Origin of the sequence: Listeria goaensis (assembly GCF_900186125.1) — a bacterium.
GTDB classification, from domain to species: domain Bacteria; phylum Bacillota; class Bacilli; order Lactobacillales; family Listeriaceae; genus Listeria; species Listeria goaensis.
On sequence record NZ_FYBQ01000006.1, the window covers coordinates 33,136 to 51,029 of the forward strand.

Sequence of the window (17,894 nt, forward strand, 5' to 3'; positions counted from 1 at the left end):
TATTGAATGATACCGTAAAACCTACTTTTTTTCAAGGTTACACGCGACGCAAAAAAACCTTACCATTTTTCTGGTAAAGTAGTATTTCTAAAAAAGGGGAGATTTGTCCCTTAAATGAGTTGTTTTTAAGTAAACTTATCAGTTGTGCTACCTTTGTAAAATCACTCACTTTATAAAGCTCCTTTTCAAAAAGTTGTCTAAAACTAGTATAGCATAGTTTTACGAATCAAAAAAGAGCTACTCTTAACGAGTAGCTCGGGTGATTAAATTCATTTTATTCAGCAGAAACTGATTCGGTTTCTTCTGATACTTCGCTCGCTTCTTCTTCACCAACGCGTTCATATTCAGCTAGAACAACGTCTTGAATTTTTCCACGCGTATCAGAGTTGATTGGGTGGGCAATGTCACGGAATTCTCCGTCAACACCACGTTTACTTGGCATTGCGACAAAAAGTCCATTGTTTCCGTCAATAACACGAATATCATGTACGACGAACTCCTCATCTAAAGTGATTGAGGCAATTGCTCTCATTCTTCCATCAGTTTCAACTCGACGTAATCTCACATCTGTTACTTGCATTTCCGTCACTCCTTATCCCATTTGCCCCTTTACAACAAGGATGGTTCGCTTGCGGTATCAGATTCAGGTATCCCTCTCTGTCCGTTTCACTCACTAGCTCCTAATTTCCAGGGATTTTTGTTATTCTGCATCAGCAGAAGTTGTTTCAGATACAGCTGGTTCATCAGCCACTTCATACGCAGCGAGTACAGCTTCCTGTATTTTCGCACGTGTATCTGAATTGATTGGATGCGCGACATCCCGGAACTCTCCATCTGGAGTTCGCTTACTTGGCATTGCGACAAAAAGCCCATCGTTGCCATCGATGACACGAATATCGTGAACAACAAATTCACCATCAATCGTGATTGAAGAAATTGCTCTCATTCTTCCATCTGTTTCAACACGTCGTAATCTCACATCTGTAATTTCCATTTTCTTCACCACCTTAATTCTAGTTGTCATACTTTTTCCGAAGCCTTAAAGTCTCACGGAAAGCTAACCAAGAAAATCGAGATTTCACTTCTTCACCAGGCACCTCTATTTTCCCTATACATATAATAATAAAAAAATGAAAATTTGACAACTTTGTGAATTCGATTCAAAAATTCAAGCTATCTCACTAATCGTTATTGACAAATCGAATTGTTTTAAAAAAATTTTAATTAAGTATACCAAAATCGTTGCGACACACTAATTTAACCGCGTTTCCGATTTCTTAAATATTCTAAAAGTAAAACTCACCATCAATTCGTGCACAATTTAAAACCAAAAATATTTCTATAAAAATTCATAAATAAAATAATTTTTCATTCAAACCCACTACAAAATGAAACCTTGAAACCATTGATAACAAAGGGATATACACTAATACCCACTTTTCCACTTAGTATTTAAGACCTCATTTACTTTCATTGTGTAACAAACATATTAAAAATAGATGACAAGACAGCATTTCGTATATTTTTATACTTTTTCGATAGGTATTTTTACAACTTTCAAAAAAACACCTGACCGATAATCGTTTTAGATTACCGGCCAAGTGTTTTTTTAATTTATTCTGATCTGAGCGCATCAATAGGTCGAAGTTTAGCAGCCTTATTTGCTGGCGCGATACCAAAGATAACGCCTATGCAAAGCGAGAATACGAAGGAGAATATAATTGTGCCGGCCGTTACACCGGAAGGAATATTCGCCACGCTGCCAAAAATGACTGCGCCACTGACGCCAATTATTATCCCGATAACACCGCCCACTACACTAATAACAACAGATTCGATTAAGAACTGTGTTAAAATAGCGCGCTTTTTCGCTCCTAAAGCTTTTCTTATTCCAATTTCACGCGTTCGTTCACTAACGGAAACGAGCATAATGTTCATAATACCGATTCCACCCACTACTAACGAAATGGCGGCGATAGCACCTAAAGCGGTAGTAAGTGTGTTACTAATCGTATTAAAGGCATTTAAAATCTCTTGTTGATTAATAACTTGATACTTCGGTCCTAATTGCGAGGAGGTATCCTCTGCATTATCGTTCAGCTGGATAGAAAGTCGTGATTCAAGTGTGTTCACAACGAAATCAACGGAATCCGCGGAATCTGTTTCCACATAAATCGTGCGTACATTCGTATCTTTCAACATTCGTTGTGCGGCCATGATAGGAATGAAAACTTGATCATCACTTGAGCCCATCATAGATGCACCTTTTTCTTTTAAGACGCCGACCACTTTATATGGCAGGCCATTTAAACGGATTGTTTTCCCAACTGGGTCAGAAAAGCCGAATAAATCGCTAGCCACGCTTGGGCCTAACACTGCTACTTTTTGGCCGTATTCAACATCAATCGGCAGTAAAAAGCGGCCACTTTCAAGTTCTAAACTACGTGCGCCCTTATATTGGTCATTTGTACCGATAACTTTTATATTTTTATTTTGGTAATCATAAGCGGCATTAACTTGACCAGATAGTTCAGGTGATACACTTTTAACCCCATCGATGCTTTGATATTTCATCGCATCATCATAGGAAATTTTATCGTTCGGGTTCATGGAATTGTTCATGACCGTAACTAAGTTCGAGCCGAGGTCACCCATTTGGCTGTTAACCTCTTGCGTGACGCCTTTTCCAAGCGAAACGAGCAGAATCACTGATGCAACCCCAATAATAATACCTAGCATGGTTAAAAAGGAGCGTAGCTTGCTCGTTTTAAGTTGCTTGAATGCCATTTTCATACTTTGGAGGATTGTCATTTGCTTACCTCCTCTTTATACAGACGGCCGTCTTGAATGCGAATGCTTTTCGTGCCGTATTTTGCGAGTTCTAAATCATGGGTAATCATAACAATGGTGTTTCCGGCTGCGTTTAAGGATTGCAAGATGCCCATGACTTCCTTGCCCGTTTTGGAATCAAGCGCGCCGGTAGGTTCGTCTGCGAGTAGAATCGACGGTTCGGTTGCTAAAGCGCGCGCAATTGCTACCCGTTGTTGTTGTCCGCCAGACAATTGCGTTGGCAGGTTGCGTTTTTTGTCAGCAAGGCCGACTCGGTTTAAGCAGTCCATCGCCATTTTTTCCCGCGTAGAAGATCCGTAACCGCCATAAACAAGTGGCAACTCGACATTCTCAAGCGCGGAAAGCTTTGTCAGTAAATTAAATTGCTGAAAAATAAACCCGATTTTTTTATTGCGTATTTCAGAAAGTTTATTATCGTTTAAACGATAAACATCAACTCCGTCGAGCTCGTAGCTGCCGGAATCCGGCACGTCTAGACAACCAATCATATTCATAAGCGTTGATTTCCCAGAACCAGACGGCCCTACGATGGTGACAAAATCACCTTCATCAACGGATAAAGTCACATCATCAAGCGCTTTAAAGGTTTCGCCACCAAGTGTATAACTTTTGGTGATATTTTTCATCTCAATAAGTGGATGCATGTCTTGTTCCCTCCTTTTCCGCTTGATTAAAAGCCGCCTTCTGTTGTCGTGGATTTTTGGGAAGGTAAGATAACCGTATCACCTTTTTTCAGGCCTTTCGTAATTTCGATATTATCTTCGTTATGCAATCCTGTTTCAACAAATTGTTTTTCTTTTTTCGTGCGTCCTTCTTTTTCTTTCTTCGGTACCATCACATAATAACGGTTATCGTCATCTTTTTGAACGGCCTCAATTGGCACGTAGAGTGCATCTTTCTTCTCGTTCACTAAAATCGAAGCGTCTGCAGTCATTCCTGATTTCAACCCATCCGTATTCTCTAAAGAAATCGTAACGGGGAAGGAGGATACGCCGTTTTGGGCTTGCCCCTGATCAGCAATCGTTTTAACTTTTCCTTTGAAAGTTTTGTCAGGAAGTGCGGTAACGCTCACCGTAACAGCCTGATCTACTTTAATATTCGGGATATCGAGTTCATCCATTTGCGCCTGAAACTCTAGTTCATCATAATCAGGGAACTGTTTATTTTGCGGCACAATCGCACCTGTCCCGGTTGCATTAATTTTCATGTCACCTTGCTTCACTTTTGTTGTTACAAAGTCGCTCGTATCAGCCGATTTCTTTTCGCCACCTTTATTTAAAAACCAAATTACGCCACCACCAATCACTACGATGACAATAATTGCGATAATCCATTTTTTCAATTTTTTTCCTCCTCTTCAAACTATGTAATTCTACAATATTCATACATTCTACCACAAAATCACACAAACAACGTACAGCCCCAGACTGATTTCTTTCTGGAAAAAACGTGCGCTTTATGAAGCATTCAAGTTAAAATGTGCGGGCACAAAAAAAGAAGTCCTGCTATAAGACTTCTCTAGTTCATCTATTTAACCGTGAAATAATTGCCTTCCACGACTTCAATTTGTTTTTCTTTTACATTGACATTTTTAATTTTAACAAGCGATACGTAGTCATCAATTAGGCGTTCTTCTGCGTATTCTGATTCAACTAGAACAGCGATACCAACCAATTTCGCATTGAATTCTTCAAGCAAGTTTTTCATTCCGTTAACCGTTCCGCCTGCTTTCATGAAATCATCTACGACTAAAACGTTTGAGCCTTCTGCAAGACTGCGCTTTGACAATTCCATTTTTTCAATTCGTTTTGTTGAGCCGGATACATAATTGATGCTTACCGTTGAGCCTTCCGTCACCTTGCTATCACGGCGTACGATAACGAACGGTACGCTTAAATGTTCGGCAACAGCCTGCGCAATTGGAATACCTTTTGTCGCAACAGTCATAATCGCATCGATCGGTTGGTCATTAAATTTAGTCGCCAAAATTTTACCAATTGCTTTTAGCGTTACTGGTTCACCTAAAAGATCCGATAAATATAAATAGCCGCCTGGCAAAAGGCGATTCGGCTCAGCAATGCGGTTACATAACGTTTGAACAAAATCAAGCACATCTGCATTTCCAGCAATAGAAATATAACGTACGCCGCCTGCCGCTCCTGGAACGGTTTCAAGCGTACCAATTCCGCGGTCTTCAAACGTCTTTTTAATAATAACTAAGTCCTCGCTAATAGACGATTTCGCCGAGCTGTAACGTTCAGCAAACATCGTAAGTGGAACTAACTTGCGCGGATGCGATAATAGAAACTCTGTCATATCGATTAAACGTTCACTACGCCGAATTTTCATAATCTCTCTCCCTTTTAACTCCGTATATTAAATCAAAAATCAAAATCTTTGTACGTATTTTTCTTTATTATAAAAGACTTCGCAATTCTTGACAACTTAAAAGAGCTATTACAAATCCCTAAAACTAGCTAGCGTAACATTCTCTTGCGCTAAATAATTTTGCAGTTCTTTTGATGTAAGTAGCGTCACTTCTTTCATGCGAATGTCCGAATACGATGATAGTCCTAATAATTCCTCATCCATAAACGCTGGGTGCGTCATGATTTCAACGACTTGGTCGGTATGTTTGTAAGCTTCAACAATTTTGCGAATGGTGGTCATGGTGACTCCTTCGCCGTAGAAATCATTTAAAAATAGGTCTGGAGTTTTCAATCGTTTGTAGTCCACGTCTGGCAGGCTTCTACGCACGCTAACCCCATATTTTTCTGCCAAACGATGCTCTACTTCGTAAATATGCGGTTCAAGCAGGTGATGCACGTCAAAGTGCGTGAACGGGATGCCCGCCGCCTTGATTTTTTCGATTTGCGCCGTGAATTCGCGTTCCACTTCTTCTAGGCTAAAATCCGGTGCGTTTTGTGTCAGCTCATCGATGTTCCGATAAAACTTGCCCTCATAATTTACGAGCGTCTTCAAATCCTTCAAAACCGGACTTCCGAACGTAAGCGCAAGATGTACCCCGATATCAAGCCCCGGGTTTTCCTTCGCCATTTGAACCGCAAGATCAAACGCGTGGCCGTTTGCAAGCATTGTTGTCGAACGCACAACACCGTTCTTATAGGCGTCTAACGTGCCGTACACAGCCCCTTTTGTCATTCCGAAATCATCAGCATTAAAAATGAGTTTCATCGTTATCCTCCTCTATTTTATTCGTCATATGACCATGGTCTAACCATGTATACTTCATCGCAAAAGCCTCTTAATCCGTTGTACACTCGTTTCGCGCGCGAATGCTGCTTCACAATCGCAAACACTGTTGGTCCGCTACCACTCATCATTGCTGCATCAGCACCGAATTCAAGCATTTTTTCTTTCAATTGCTTCACTTGACTATTTTTTTCTAACGTAACACTTTCTAGCACATTTCCCATGGCCGCACAAATGCCATCTAAATCGCTCGTCGCAATCGCCGCGAGCATTTTTTTCGTATCGGGATGCGCCACTTCCTGCACCCGTAGTTCCTTGTAAACAGACGGGGTTGAAACGCCAATATTCGGTTTTGCCAAAATAATCCAGCACCCGGGCATGCGCTTAAGCCGCTCAATTAGCTCACCGCGCCCTGTAGCAAGCGCTGTCCCGCCGTAAAGACAAAACGCAATGTCCGAGCCAATCTCGGCACTTAAATCGGCTAATTTTTCTAAAGAAAGCCCTAAGTTCCAAAGTTTGTTTAACCCTTTCAAGGTAGCTGCCGCATCTGTGCTCCCCCCTGCTAGTCCTGCAGAAACTGGGATCTGCTTATCGAGAGTAATTCTAACTCCCTGTTCCACTTGATACCTATCTTTTAAAAGCTGTGCCGCTTGATACACTAAGTTACGCTTGTCGTCAGGAATAAAGTGCGCTTTTACGTCTAATTCAATTCGGTCCTCGGAAAGAAGTTCTAGCTGCAAACTGTCCGATAAATCAATCGTCGTCATAACCATTTCCACTTCGTGATAACCATCTTCGCGTTTATATAGGGCATCGAGTGATAAATTGATTTTTGCTGGCGCCTTTATCGTTATTTTCATTTTTTCGGCCTCCGTACATCCTTCTAAAATCTCTCCGTTTATTTTATCATATGCGCGGAAAAATATGTAGTTTGAATTGTGAGATGGCTGTGCGATTGGGTGAATTGAGGAGGGGGGGGGAAGGAAATGAGGAGGGTTTATGCTTGGGATTAGGGGCTATGGAAGCTAATTTGATTATTAAGGGGGCTTTTGTGCTCGGATGAATACGTTCATACTTGGACTCTATGGAAGCAAACTACGCTTCCTAAGAGTCCAAGCAAAAAGCCGAACCACTGGTTCGGCTTGCTCTTCATTATAATGCGACTTCTGTCTTGTCGTCTGTGAACTCAAGTTCGACTGCGTCTGTTAGAATGTCTGTGTAGCTGTAGGACACTCTTTCAAAGTTGTTTTCATCTTGATTTAGTTCAACAATGAAAACGGATGGATAGGTTTCTGCTAAAACACCGCAACGTTCAATCGTTTTTTTACGGCCTCCGTTTGCTTTCAATGTTAAAGCTTTACCTAGTCTCTCGTCTAGGCTTTTTTTAATGCTTGCAATGGTTTTTGGCATTATTTTCCACCTCACTAAATAAAATTATAGCATAAAGCAAGAGGAAAATCAATAACAGAATATTTTATCAATGAAATGGTACAATGTCAACAACAATATATCTTTTCTTATAAAAAATTAATCATTTTTTATGAAAAGTTGTAATTCATTACTTATTTTAGCAAATTCAGCAATGCTGAATGTTTCTCCGCGTCTTGATAAATCGATATTTATTTCCGAAAATCGCGCTTCTAATTCAGCTTTTCGTTCCTTTAATTTTGGAAATTTGGACGCTAAATTATTCCAAAGCGTTTTACGTCTTTGAGCAAAAGCCGCGCGAGTCACTTCAAAAAAGAAAATTTCATCGTTCACTTCAGCAGCCGGCTTTTCGCGCTTCACCAAATGAATAACTGCTGAATCCACATTCGGTTGCGGCATGAAGACCGTTTTCGGCACAATGAAGGCCAGTTCCGCTTCCATGTAAAACTGAATTGCAATCGATAAACTGCCGTAGCTTTTTGTTCCTGGATTCGCGCTAATGCGTTCCGCGACCTCTTTTTGTAGCATGAACGTCATTGATTTGGCAGGAACTTTTTCATGCAAAAGCTGCAATATAATTGGCGTGGTCACATAATACGGGAGATTCGCAACTATTCTGAGTGGCGCATCTGGATTTTCAAACTGCTCACGCATTACGTTAAGCACATCCGCTTTTAAAATATCAGAGTGAACAATTTTAATATTTTCATACGGCGAAAGCGTATCCGCAAGAATAGGTAGTAGCCTTTGGTCAATTTCAAAAGCAACTACTTGTTTCGCAGAACGCGCCAAATGTTCCGTCAGAGCCCCAATGCCCGGGCCAATTTCGATGACATTTGTTTCACTCGTAACATCAGCCGTCCCAACAATTCGCCGCAAAATATTCGGGTCAATCAAGAAATTTTGCCCGAGACTTTTCTTGAACAAAAAACCGTATTTTTTTAAAATTTCAGTCGTCCGAATAGGCGTTGCAATATCTTTACTCATTCTTTTCCTCCTGTAAAACGGCTTCTAGTGCTTCATCGAATTCCAGTTCTGTGATGCCGAACATTTTTAGACGCACCTCAAGTTGTTTGCCGTTCGTATAACCAATTCGCAAAATGTCCCCTAATTTCGTGCGACGCTGTTTCGCACCGGCGCCAAATAAGAGCCCTGAGGCGATAATTTTTTCGCGTGGCACTAGCGTTTCAGCCGCAATTTCCGCACGCGAGTGATAGCTTAAAAGCGCGTTTTGAATAACTTCAACACTGGCGTGCTCCACGCCAAGTCCCCGGCCATATTTCGGCAGTGCATCCTTGCGCGCAATAAACGCGTGTTTGCATCCCGGAACATACGCCTCAATGGTTTTTCTAATTTTTTCTCCCGGAAAATCAGGATCTGTAAAAATAATGACACCGCGTTTTTCTTTGGCGTGTTTAATCTCCTCTAAGATGCTTTGATTAATTGCTGAACCGCCTGTTTCAATGGTGTCGGCAATGACTGCCCGACCAAGCGCCGACGTGTCGTCCCGGCCTTCCACAACGATAATTTCTTGAATAATTGGTTTCTCCATTTTTAACGTCCTTTTTCAAATCAATAAAGTTATCATACCACAGCCCACAAAAAAAGCGAAGCCTATTTCGCTAGGCTTCGCTCGATATACTTAATTATAAAACACGTACAGTAACAGTTCTGCGTCCCCAGTTTACACAAGAGCCATGGTCTGGGAAATAAACGTCAACGATATTCCCTTTAATTGCTCCACCTGTGTCCCCAGCAATCGCAACGCCGTATCCTTCAACCCAAACTTTTGAGCCTAGTGGAATGACGCTTGGATCAACCGCAACAACTTTTAAGCCCGGGTTCGCACTTAAATTAATACCTGTCGCAGTTCTTCCGCCACCTGTATAAGCTGTTGATTGCATTGTGAAAGTTTTACCGCCACTTGGAGCAGACGCCTGAGAAGAACGATTCACGTTCGACGCTTTCGACTTGCTTGAATGACTTACAGAAACCGTTTGGACGGCTTTTGTTCCACGTGCAACAACTTGATTTTCACTTTTTGTAACAACTGATTCACTGATGCGTTTACGTGCTTTTTCTTTACCATTTTCTAAAACAACTTCATATTTTACTTTTTTAGAGCCTTGTTTACCGGCAGAAACAACTTTTGTTTCACCTTTTTCAAGACTAGCATCGTTTTGATATACTGTATCAAAATTAATTTTTTCGGTCTTTTCTTCTGCCTTTTTATCTACGTATGTAACCAAAATTGCCATATTTTCTTTTAAAGCTGTATGTTTAGCTGGCGAAACGCGGTCATCTTTTTGAAGCTTAATGTTCTTCTCTTCTAAAAGGTCACCAACATTTGCTTTTGTGGACCAAACTTGTTCTTTTTGAGCACCATTTTGTAATACCAAATTAATCGCACGGTCGATTTTTATGTTTAAACCGTCTTTCAATTTCGTATCAAGTGCCACATTAACAACATCATGAGGACGAGTTGTGATATTTTCATCCTTAAGCAACTCTTCTACAGTCGCCTTTGTACTCCACACTTTTGTTTCATTACCGTTATCAGTAATATTCACTTGATTAGCGTTAGAAAACTTAATTTCCATGCCATCTTTAATTTTTGTATTTTTAGATGGTGACACTTCGTCGTGTGCACCTAATTTAATTCCTGATTCATCTAAAGCTTCACCAACTGTAGCTGCATGTGTCTTTGCTTCAATTTTTTCACCTGCATTTAAAATGGTGATATCGTTTTTTGTTCCTTCGAAAACGAAATAAAAAACCAGTGCTACTACAATAACAAATCCTGCAATCAAAATAGGTAATTTCCATTTTGATGGTTGGTCTACGTTACTGCTGTTTTCCATGGTCATATATTTCTCCCCTTTCTACTCGCTAGTGATTATATACAAGGGAGGAAAGAACTGTCAATTTTACCAATTCTTTGTTCACATTTTCTCAATATATCATCAAAAACATTGATATAAAGCCACTTGAAAATGTTCATTTTGACAAAATTAGACTTTATGTCAATTAGATGTCAAAAAACTACGACTCAAGACTTAGGCATAAAATCAGGGGGTTTGGACTAATCCATCCCCCTTGTATCCAACAAACTTAAGAATGCATTACAGACAGCCGCTTTTATTACAGGAATGTAACAATTAAAAGTCTATTCGAAATAGCTTTTGGGCGTTATTCGTTGTTGCCGTAGCAATGTCTTCATATTTCATTTCTTTCAATTCGGCGATTTTTTCGGCAACCAACTTGACGTAAGCGGGTTCATTTCTTTTGCCTCGATTGGGGTGTGGAGCGAGATAAGGCGCATCAGTTTCGATTAAAATCCGATCAATTGGTATAGCTTCCGCCGCAATTTTTGGCAACTTCGCATTTTTAAAAGTGACTGTCCCACCGAAAGAAATATAAAAATTCATCGCAAGGCACGCCTCCATGACCTCCACCGTTTCACCGAAGCAATGCATAATGCCGCCGACTTCTTCTGCTTTTTCTTCTTTTAAAATTTGGATAATGTCATCCGTTGCTTCGCGGTTATGAATGACGATGGGCATCTTGACTTCCCTCGCCAACCGAATTTGTTTGCGAAAAACCTCAAATTGAACTTCCTTCGGCGACGTGTCCCAATGATAATCAAGCCCCATTTCGCCTAGCGCCACCATCTTAGGATGCTTCGTAAGTTCCCGCAGCCAATCTAAATCCGCATCTGTGAAATCAATTGCATCTGTAGGGTGCCACCCTAAAATCAAATAAATAAACTCATATTTATCCGCCAGTTCAAGCGCGCGTTCAATTGTTTTGCGATTAAAACCGACAACCGCCATCTTTATAACATCATTTTCCTTCGCACGTTTAATCACTTCTTCTAAATCATCATTAAACGCGTCATCATTTAAATGTACATGCGTATCAAAAAGCATTTTTACTCCTCCAAAATTCATCTTTCTTCTATTATAATATAAAAAAAGAAGGTGAGCTAGCTCACCTTCTTTTAGGCACCTTCAATTAAATCGCGTTTCTTATAGCCGAAGTAGCCAAGGATAATTAACGCGCAACCGATGATTGTTATAGTCACAAACGTTGGGGCGTCGAAACTTTCCATAGGCATTTGTGGGATAAAACTTTGAATCGCCGTTTTTAAAAACCAGTCTGGCAAGTCTAAAATTCCGCTGAAATAGTTGAGCGCAAATGAATAGCCAAGGTAAACATAGACCAGTTTGCCAAGTTTAGGCGCAAAGCCGAATACAAATGCAGCAAGACCGATGAAAAATAGTACGGCAGGCAAAAAATTAAAGCCGCTTGCTAAAAAGTCACCCATATCCATTGTTGAATTATTTTTCATCACAGAAATGGCTGTACCCCCTAGGCTGCTAACGGCGAGTAAAATTCCGGCTACCGCCGACAAGATGGCCAGCGAAACCGATGTCCAGTACAATTTACTGCGGGTTACCTTCGTCGAATAAAGTTGACTTAAGCGAAGCCGGCTTTCTTCCACAAAAAGTTTATTAATAATCGCAATCGGCAGAATCGCAACGAGGCTCACTAACACCATCATAATCGTTGCCGTGAAAGATTCTTCAATCGAAACGCCCGTTTGCGTAAACATTTGTTTCAACACGTCGTTACTTTCAAGGAACGACTGCATATCGCCGTAAATCGAGCCGTACGCTGCGCCCATAACAGCAAATGCAATCAGCCAGCCGATAATCACGCCTTTATTAATTTTGAAAAATAATCCTGGTACAGAAAGCAAAGATTTTTTCGCCGTAGCGCGTCCTTCCCGCTCTGGCAAATAACCTGCACCCATATCGCGCTTTTGTTCAAGCGCAAACGCGATGACAATCATCACCACACTGAAAATCAAAGCATATAAAAGCGGCAAAACATTATTTTCGGTAAAAGGGTAGGTTAAGTATGTCCACCCCATTGGATTTAGCATGGACAAATCGACATTGGCGACATCCGTTCCAGCACGCAAAATATACAACAGACCTACAATTCCGAGCGAAGCGCCTGTCGCGCTTGATGAATTCGGCATAATTTGCGCCATCACCAAGGCGATAACTGCCCCGATTAAGCCAGCCGCAGCAATTGATGCCCCAAATAGCATCGAACCGCCCAGCGTAATACTTGTTGCGCCAAAACTTGCCATCATGATGGCGATAAACGCGCCTAGTAGGACATTGATTACCATCGTTTCCAGAATGACCGCAAGCGAATTGGATTGACGACCAACTTGGAACGAGCGCACAAGTTCAGTTAAACCTAAATCTTCTTCTTTTCTCGTGTGCCCAACAACGTGCAGTGCCGAAACGATCATTGCAAATAAGCCACAGAAAAGGAGCATTTCATTCGAGTACATCGCACCAAGCGTATAATCGGCCGCACTGGAAACAGGTGTTGGTCCGACCATCGAGATCATCGCCGGATTTTGCATCGTTTCATACATACCAATTAAGCCTGATCCTTTTGCGATTTCTTCAAACGCTGGAACGTAAGCCCCAGAAAAAGCGCCTAGACCTACTACCCAAAATATAATTTTCTTATAATCGCGTTTGGCATATTGTAGAAATAAAATATGCCAGCGAGCAAATTTTTCTTTCATTAGATTCCCCTCCAGTCCCATCGCCTAACCTTCATAGTGACGCATGAATAGATCTTCAAGCGTAGGAGGTACGGATTCAAATTTTTTGACACCGAGCTTAGAAGCCGCTAATAAAATCGTATTAATATGTTGGTTGTCGGCAGAAAATGTGGCTTTATTTTCGTGTTGCGCAAAATCATGTACGCCTTCCACATTCGCAAGTTCGCCTGCGTCGCCTTCTGTTACAACCGTAATTGTTGAACGCGTTAAATGACGTAATTCATCAAGCGTACCAGTTTCCACAATATTCCCTTGCCGAATAATTACGACTTTATCAGCTAAACGTTCTACCTCGCTCAAAATATGAGAGGAAAGCAGAATCGCTTTTCCTGCATGCTTAATTTTTTCCACTTCATCTTGGAAAACCGACTCCATGAGCGGATCCAGTCCAGAAGTTGGCTCATCAAAAATATACAAATCGGACTCAACCGAAAGCGCAGCAATCAAGCCAACTTTTTGACGATTTCCCTTCGAATAGCTCTTCGCTTTTTTCTTAGGGTCAAGTTCAAAACGTTTGATTAAATGATCACGTTTCGCTTTATCGCCGCCGCCGTGAAGTTTCATAAACAAATCAATAATCTCTCCGCCCGTCAAGCTGCCCCAAAGCGCTACATCGCCTGGTACGTATGAAATACGCTTATGAATTTCAAGACTATCCTTCCAAACATCTAAATCAAAAACGGTAACATCACCTGCATCCCGTTTAATGATTCCAAGTATTGTGCGAATTGTTGTCGACTTCCCAGCACCATTTGGTCCGATAAAACCAACGACCTCACCAGCACCAACAGTAAATGTAACATCTTCTAACGCTTGGAATTTTCCGAATTTTTTTTGCAATCCTCGCACTTTCATAATTTCAGTCATAACACTAGACTCCTTTTTTGACGCGTTTTATTAATGTTCTCATTCCCTTTTAAACTAGAGTTTAAAACTTTTTAATTAAGAACTATAAATTACAATATCGTTCTTAACTAAAGATATTTAACTTTATTTAAAACTAAATAATATTTATGAGTCCTATAATAGACCCATTTCATGGATAAGTCAATAATTTTATGAACTATTTTTTTATTGAAGTTTCTACAAGGTTTATATATAATAGAAGAGAAAATAATTATGAACTTTAAAATAGACTTTAGACTTTTGAGAAAGTAGGGATTATCATGAATGGTTTCGAAAAACGCACGGAAGAAAAGAAAAAAAGCGTTTTGGAAGCGGCTTTCAAATTAATGAATACAGAAGCTGGCGTTAAAAACTTAACTGTCGATGATATCGTAAAATCAGCAAACGTCGGCAAAACGACCATTTTTAAATATTTTGGTAGCAAGGAAAATATCATCCACGAGGTGTTCTATACGTTTTTAAACGAAATGGGCGAATCGGCAAAGGCGATTATGGCGGAGAATAAACCATTCGAAGAAACCATCATTGCAATGAGTCAAAATAAAATCCGTTTTTTAGACAAAGTAAATAAGCAATTTTATTTGGATTTAATGGTGTATTTCACTGAAAAAGAGGACGACGGCATGACGCGCATTATGGAGGAGTACACGAAGCAAAGTTTTAATATGATGCTGGATTTATTTCACCGTGGGCGGAAAGAGGGAAAAGTGGACTTGAAATATTCAGATGAGTTCTTAATTCTTTATTTTCAGGCACTCGTCGAAGGCATTTCGAGCCCAGCAATTTATGAGCGTATTTTGCCTTATACGGAGGAATGGACGGAGCTTCTTGTGAAAGGGATTGCGCCGCCGAATAAATGATTAAAAAACCCCCGAGTTCAGTTTGAACTCGGGGGTTTTACTGTTTACTTCACTTTCGCGCCGTTTGGTAGGCCGCTTGGGGCTTCAATGACGCTTAGTTTGCCGCCTGACTCGCCGGATAAGATCATGCCTTCGCTCATTAGGCCGCGGAGTTTAACTGGCTTAAGGTTGGCTACGACAATGACTTTTTTACCGATTAAGTCTTCTGGTGCATAAAACTGGGCAATGCCGGATAGTACTTGGCGGAGTTCGCCTTCGCCTAAATCAAGCTTAAAGCACAACAATTTGTCGGCTTTTTTTACTTTTTCCACTTGTTTCACTTCAGCTACGCGTAAATCGAGTTTGTCGAAGTCTTCGATGCCGATTTCTGGGGTTTCAAACGGTGTGATTTCGGCTTCTCTTTCTTCAGCGGCGGTGATTGGTTGCGTCGCTTTCATTTGTTCTTGGATATATGTTACTTCTTCCGCTGCATCTAGGCGTGGGAAGATTGGCGTGCCTTTTGCGACTACTTTTGTGCCGGCTGGAATGTGGCCAAAGCCAACAAGTGAGTCGAAATCTTGGTTTTTGTCTAAGCCGAGTTGTTCTAAGATGGATTCAGGCGCTTTTGTTAAAAATGGTTTTAATAATACGGCAATGATGCGCAAGCTTTCCGCAAGATGCACCATGACGCTGCCTAGTTCCGCCCGTTTTGATTCGTCTTTCGCTAAAACCCAAGGCGCGGTTTCATCGATATATTTATTCGTTCGTGACACATAAGACCAAAGTTCGCGCAGCGCAACTGAAAACTGCATGTGGTCCATGTTTGCCTCATATTCTTTGACGACCGCGTCCTTGAATGCAAGAAGCGGTTCATCAAACTCGGTAATTTTCCCAGAATAGCTAGGAATTTCGCCATCAAAATATTTGTTAATCATCGCAATTGTGCGGTTTAAAAGGTTCCCCAAGTCGTTCGCGAGGTCGTAATTGATGCGGTCGACAAAATCTTCCGGGGTGAATAAACCGTCTGAGCCGAACGGGACTTCACGGAGCAAATAATAGCGCACGGCATCTAGTCCGTAGCGGTCAATGAGCATATATGGATCCACGACATTTCCTTTTGATTTGGACATTTTGCCGTCTTTCATCAAAATCCAGCCATGCCCGAAAATCATTTTTGGAAGCGGTAAATCGAGCGCCATCAAAATGATTGGCCAGTAAATTGTATGGAAACGCACGATTTCTTTTCCGACAATATGTACGTCAGCTGGCCAGTATTTCTGGAATTTCGCGTCATCATTCGAGCCGTACCCGAGTGCCGTAATATAATTGGAAAGCGCGTCAATCCAAACGTATACCACGTGTTTCGGATTCCCTGGTACTTTAATTCCCCAATCGAACGTCGTGCGAGAAACAGCTAAGTCTTCAAGGCCTGGTTCGATAAAATTTTTAAGCATTTCATTTTTACGTGATTCTGGCAAAATGAATTCAGGATGCGAATTGTAGTAGTCCACTAAACGGTCCGCGTATTTGCTCATGCGGAAGAAATAGGATTCTTCTTTAACGAGCTCCACTTCATTCCCGCTTGGGGCTTTTCCGCCAATGACTTTGCCGTTTTCATCACGGTAAACTTCTTCAAGCTGGGTTTCTGTGAAATATTCTTCATCAGATACGGAATACCAACCTTCATATTCGCCTAAATAGATGTCGCCTTGATCTACTAATTTTTGGAAGATTTTCTCCACGCCCATTTTGTGGCGCGATTCAGTGGTGCGAATAAAATCCGTATTGGTAATTTCTAGTTTTTCCCACAGCCCTTTAAAACCGCTGGCGATTTCATCCACATAGGCTTGTTCTGAAATCCCTTGTTCTTCGGCTTTCGCTTGGATTTTTTGCCCGTGTTCGTCTGTGCCTGTTAAGTAAAAAACGTCAAATCCTTTTAAGCGTTTATAACGCGCCATCGCATCTCCTGCAACGGTTGTGTACGCATGCCCGATGTGCGCTTTTCCACTTGGATAATAAATGGGCGTTGTAATATAAAATGTATTTTTTTCTTTCGGCAACCCTTTCCCCTCCTAAAATTCTAAACGATTCCGTTATATTATAGCACATTCAGATGCAGATTTTTAGATACCTTTTGTGACACCAATTAGAACGCCGCCGATTACAACGAGTATTACGCCGACAATGACGAACGCCATTTCTTTTTTCGTTTTCTTTTCTCCTAAAAGTAAAATGCCGCCTAGTGTCGAGATTACGACGCCAAGTTGTGATAGAGAGAATCCAGTTGCGACGCCAACAAGCCCGTTTGCATAGAGCATTGCTAGATTTCCGCCCGCCCAAATCATGCCCGGAATCATAATAAGCCATGTCCGCTTCGTGAAGCGCTTTTCTTTCCCATTGTATGTCATCACAAAAGCAGACACCACCATACCAGCAGCCTGCGGTAAAATTGCATCAAAACCATTAATATGGAACCCTTGAATGATAACCACATAACCGATGTAGCCAAGCGATGAAATTGTTAGAAGCATTAAACCGCGACTAACCGATTTATCCGCGTCCGTTTGATGCTCGGCATAAGAAGTCAGATAAATTCCTCCAACAATTAGAACGAGCGCCGAAAAACCTAGAACGAGACGTAGCGTCGTGTCCCACTCATGAAATAAAAGTACGCCGCAAAGCGTTGTACCTACAAGTTGCATGCCTGTTGAGATCGGCATCGCCTTTGAAACACCAATAACTTTAAAAGACTGCAACTGAAACATTTGACCAACAGACCATAAACACCCTGTAAAAAAACTTACGACAAGCGTTTGAACGGTGTAGTCAGGTTGTCTGAATACAAATACAATTAACGCAAAGACGAACGCACCAAGTGTGACTCCCATTGTTTGTTGGCGTGCTGTTCCCCCGACCTTCGTAATGACAAGCGGCATAATCCCCCATAAAACCGCTGGAATTAATGCAATCAAAATGTTCAAACTTTTGCTCCCCCTTTTAACCCG

Annotated in this window: 18 protein-coding genes; 1 reads left to right on the forward strand and 17 read right to left on the reverse strand. The window is 41.2% G+C overall.

Annotated elements, in window-relative coordinates:
• Nucleotides 1-274 precede the first annotated feature (274 nt).
• The 15 genes from spoVG (CFT42_RS08455) to CFT42_RS08525 form a co-directional block, all read right to left on the reverse strand.
• Entirely contained in the window at nucleotides 275-580 is a 306-nt protein-coding gene (spoVG, locus tag CFT42_RS08455; protein ID WP_088810762.1) for a septation regulator SpoVG, read from the reverse strand.
• Nucleotides 581-700: 120 nt separating this feature from the next.
• Nucleotides 701-994 (reverse strand): septation regulator SpoVG, encoded by a 294-nt coding sequence (gene spoVG, locus CFT42_RS08460; RefSeq protein WP_088810763.1) that lies wholly within the window; start codon nucleotides 992-994, stop codon nucleotides 701-703.
• A 620-nt stretch (nucleotides 995-1,614) separates the two neighbouring features.
• Nucleotides 1,615-2,811 carry an ABC transporter permease gene (locus CFT42_RS08465; RefSeq protein WP_088810764.1) on the reverse strand — a complete coding sequence of 399 codons (1,197 nt, stop codon included), beginning with the start codon at nucleotides 2,809-2,811 and terminating at the stop codon, nucleotides 1,615-1,617.
• A complete protein-coding gene (locus CFT42_RS08470; protein WP_088810765.1) occupies nucleotides 2,808-3,494 on the reverse strand; it encodes an ABC transporter ATP-binding protein in 687 nt (228 codons plus the stop codon). Before CFT42_RS08470 ends, CFT42_RS08465 begins: the two co-directional genes overlap by 4 nt.
• A 26-nt stretch (nucleotides 3,495-3,520) precedes the next feature.
• Complete coding sequence (locus tag CFT42_RS08475; protein ID WP_477218351.1) at nucleotides 3,521-4,138, reverse strand: efflux RND transporter periplasmic adaptor subunit; 618 nt, start codon at nucleotides 4,136-4,138, stop codon at nucleotides 3,521-3,523.
• A gap of 239 nt (nucleotides 4,139-4,377) precedes the next feature.
• Nucleotides 4,378-5,199 (reverse strand): pur operon repressor, encoded by an 822-nt coding sequence (purR, locus tag CFT42_RS08480; protein ID WP_088810767.1) that lies wholly within the window; start codon nucleotides 5,197-5,199, stop codon nucleotides 4,378-4,380.
• Nucleotides 5,200-5,307: 108 nt separating this feature from the next.
• The gene (gene chbG / locus CFT42_RS08485) at nucleotides 5,308-6,045 is read right to left on the reverse strand and encodes a chitin disaccharide deacetylase (protein WP_088815907.1); all 738 of its coding nucleotides are present in this window, start codon (nucleotides 6,043-6,045) and stop codon (nucleotides 5,308-5,310) included.
• Between the two features lie 17 nt (nucleotides 6,046-6,062).
• Nucleotides 6,063-6,923 carry a 4-(cytidine 5'-diphospho)-2-C-methyl-D-erythritol kinase gene (gene ispE, locus CFT42_RS08490; protein ID WP_088815908.1) on the reverse strand — a complete coding sequence of 287 codons (861 nt, stop codon included), beginning with the start codon at nucleotides 6,921-6,923 and terminating at the stop codon, nucleotides 6,063-6,065.
• A 292-nt stretch (nucleotides 6,924-7,215) separates the two neighbouring features.
• Nucleotides 7,216-7,473, reverse strand: a complete 258-nt coding sequence (gene veg, locus CFT42_RS08495; protein ID WP_088810770.1) for a biofilm formation stimulator Veg — start codon at nucleotides 7,471-7,473, stop codon at nucleotides 7,216-7,218.
• A 117-nt stretch (nucleotides 7,474-7,590) separates the two neighbouring features.
• Nucleotides 7,591-8,478 (reverse strand): 16S rRNA (adenine(1518)-N(6)/adenine(1519)-N(6))-dimethyltransferase RsmA, encoded by an 888-nt coding sequence (gene rsmA, locus CFT42_RS08500; protein WP_088810771.1) that lies wholly within the window; start codon nucleotides 8,476-8,478, stop codon nucleotides 7,591-7,593.
• Nucleotides 8,471-9,043, reverse strand: coding sequence for a ribonuclease M5 (gene rnmV / locus CFT42_RS08505; protein WP_088810772.1), 573 nt, complete (start codon nucleotides 9,041-9,043; stop codon nucleotides 8,471-8,473). The genes rsmA and rnmV overlap by 8 nt, the downstream gene beginning before the upstream one ends.
• A 94-nt stretch (nucleotides 9,044-9,137) precedes the next feature.
• Entirely contained in the window at nucleotides 9,138-10,358 is a 1,221-nt protein-coding gene (locus CFT42_RS08510) for a G5 and 3D domain-containing protein (RefSeq protein ID WP_088810773.1), read from the reverse strand.
• A 291-nt stretch (nucleotides 10,359-10,649) separates the two neighbouring features.
• Nucleotides 10,650-11,420, reverse strand: coding sequence for a TatD family hydrolase (locus tag CFT42_RS08515; RefSeq protein ID WP_088815909.1), 771 nt, complete (start codon nucleotides 11,418-11,420; stop codon nucleotides 10,650-10,652).
• A gap of 71 nt (nucleotides 11,421-11,491) precedes the next feature.
• The gene (locus tag CFT42_RS08520; RefSeq protein WP_088810775.1) at nucleotides 11,492-13,105 is read right to left on the reverse strand and encodes an ABC transporter permease; all 1,614 of its coding nucleotides are present in this window, start codon (nucleotides 13,103-13,105) and stop codon (nucleotides 11,492-11,494) included.
• Nucleotides 13,106-13,129: 24 nt separating this feature from the next.
• Nucleotides 13,130-14,011, reverse strand: a complete 882-nt coding sequence (locus CFT42_RS08525; RefSeq protein WP_088810776.1) for an ABC transporter ATP-binding protein — start codon at nucleotides 14,009-14,011, stop codon at nucleotides 13,130-13,132.
• Between the two features lie 299 nt (nucleotides 14,012-14,310).
• Between CFT42_RS08525 and CFT42_RS08530 the strand changes: the two genes are divergently transcribed.
• Nucleotides 14,311-14,910 (forward strand): TetR/AcrR family transcriptional regulator, encoded by a 600-nt coding sequence (locus tag CFT42_RS08530; RefSeq protein WP_088815910.1) that lies wholly within the window; start codon nucleotides 14,311-14,313, stop codon nucleotides 14,908-14,910.
• Nucleotides 14,911-14,954: 44 nt separating this feature from the next.
• Here CFT42_RS08530 and metG read toward each other — a convergent pair whose 3' ends face one another.
• Both metG and CFT42_RS08540 read right to left on the reverse strand, forming a co-directional pair.
• Nucleotides 14,955-16,949, reverse strand: a complete 1,995-nt coding sequence (metG, locus tag CFT42_RS08535; protein ID WP_088815911.1) for a methionine--tRNA ligase — start codon at nucleotides 16,947-16,949, stop codon at nucleotides 14,955-14,957.
• A 63-nt stretch (nucleotides 16,950-17,012) separates the two neighbouring features.
• The gene (locus CFT42_RS08540; protein WP_088815912.1) at nucleotides 17,013-17,870 is read right to left on the reverse strand and encodes a GRP family sugar transporter; all 858 of its coding nucleotides are present in this window, start codon (nucleotides 17,868-17,870) and stop codon (nucleotides 17,013-17,015) included.
• Nucleotides 17,871-17,894: the final 24 nt, after the last annotated feature.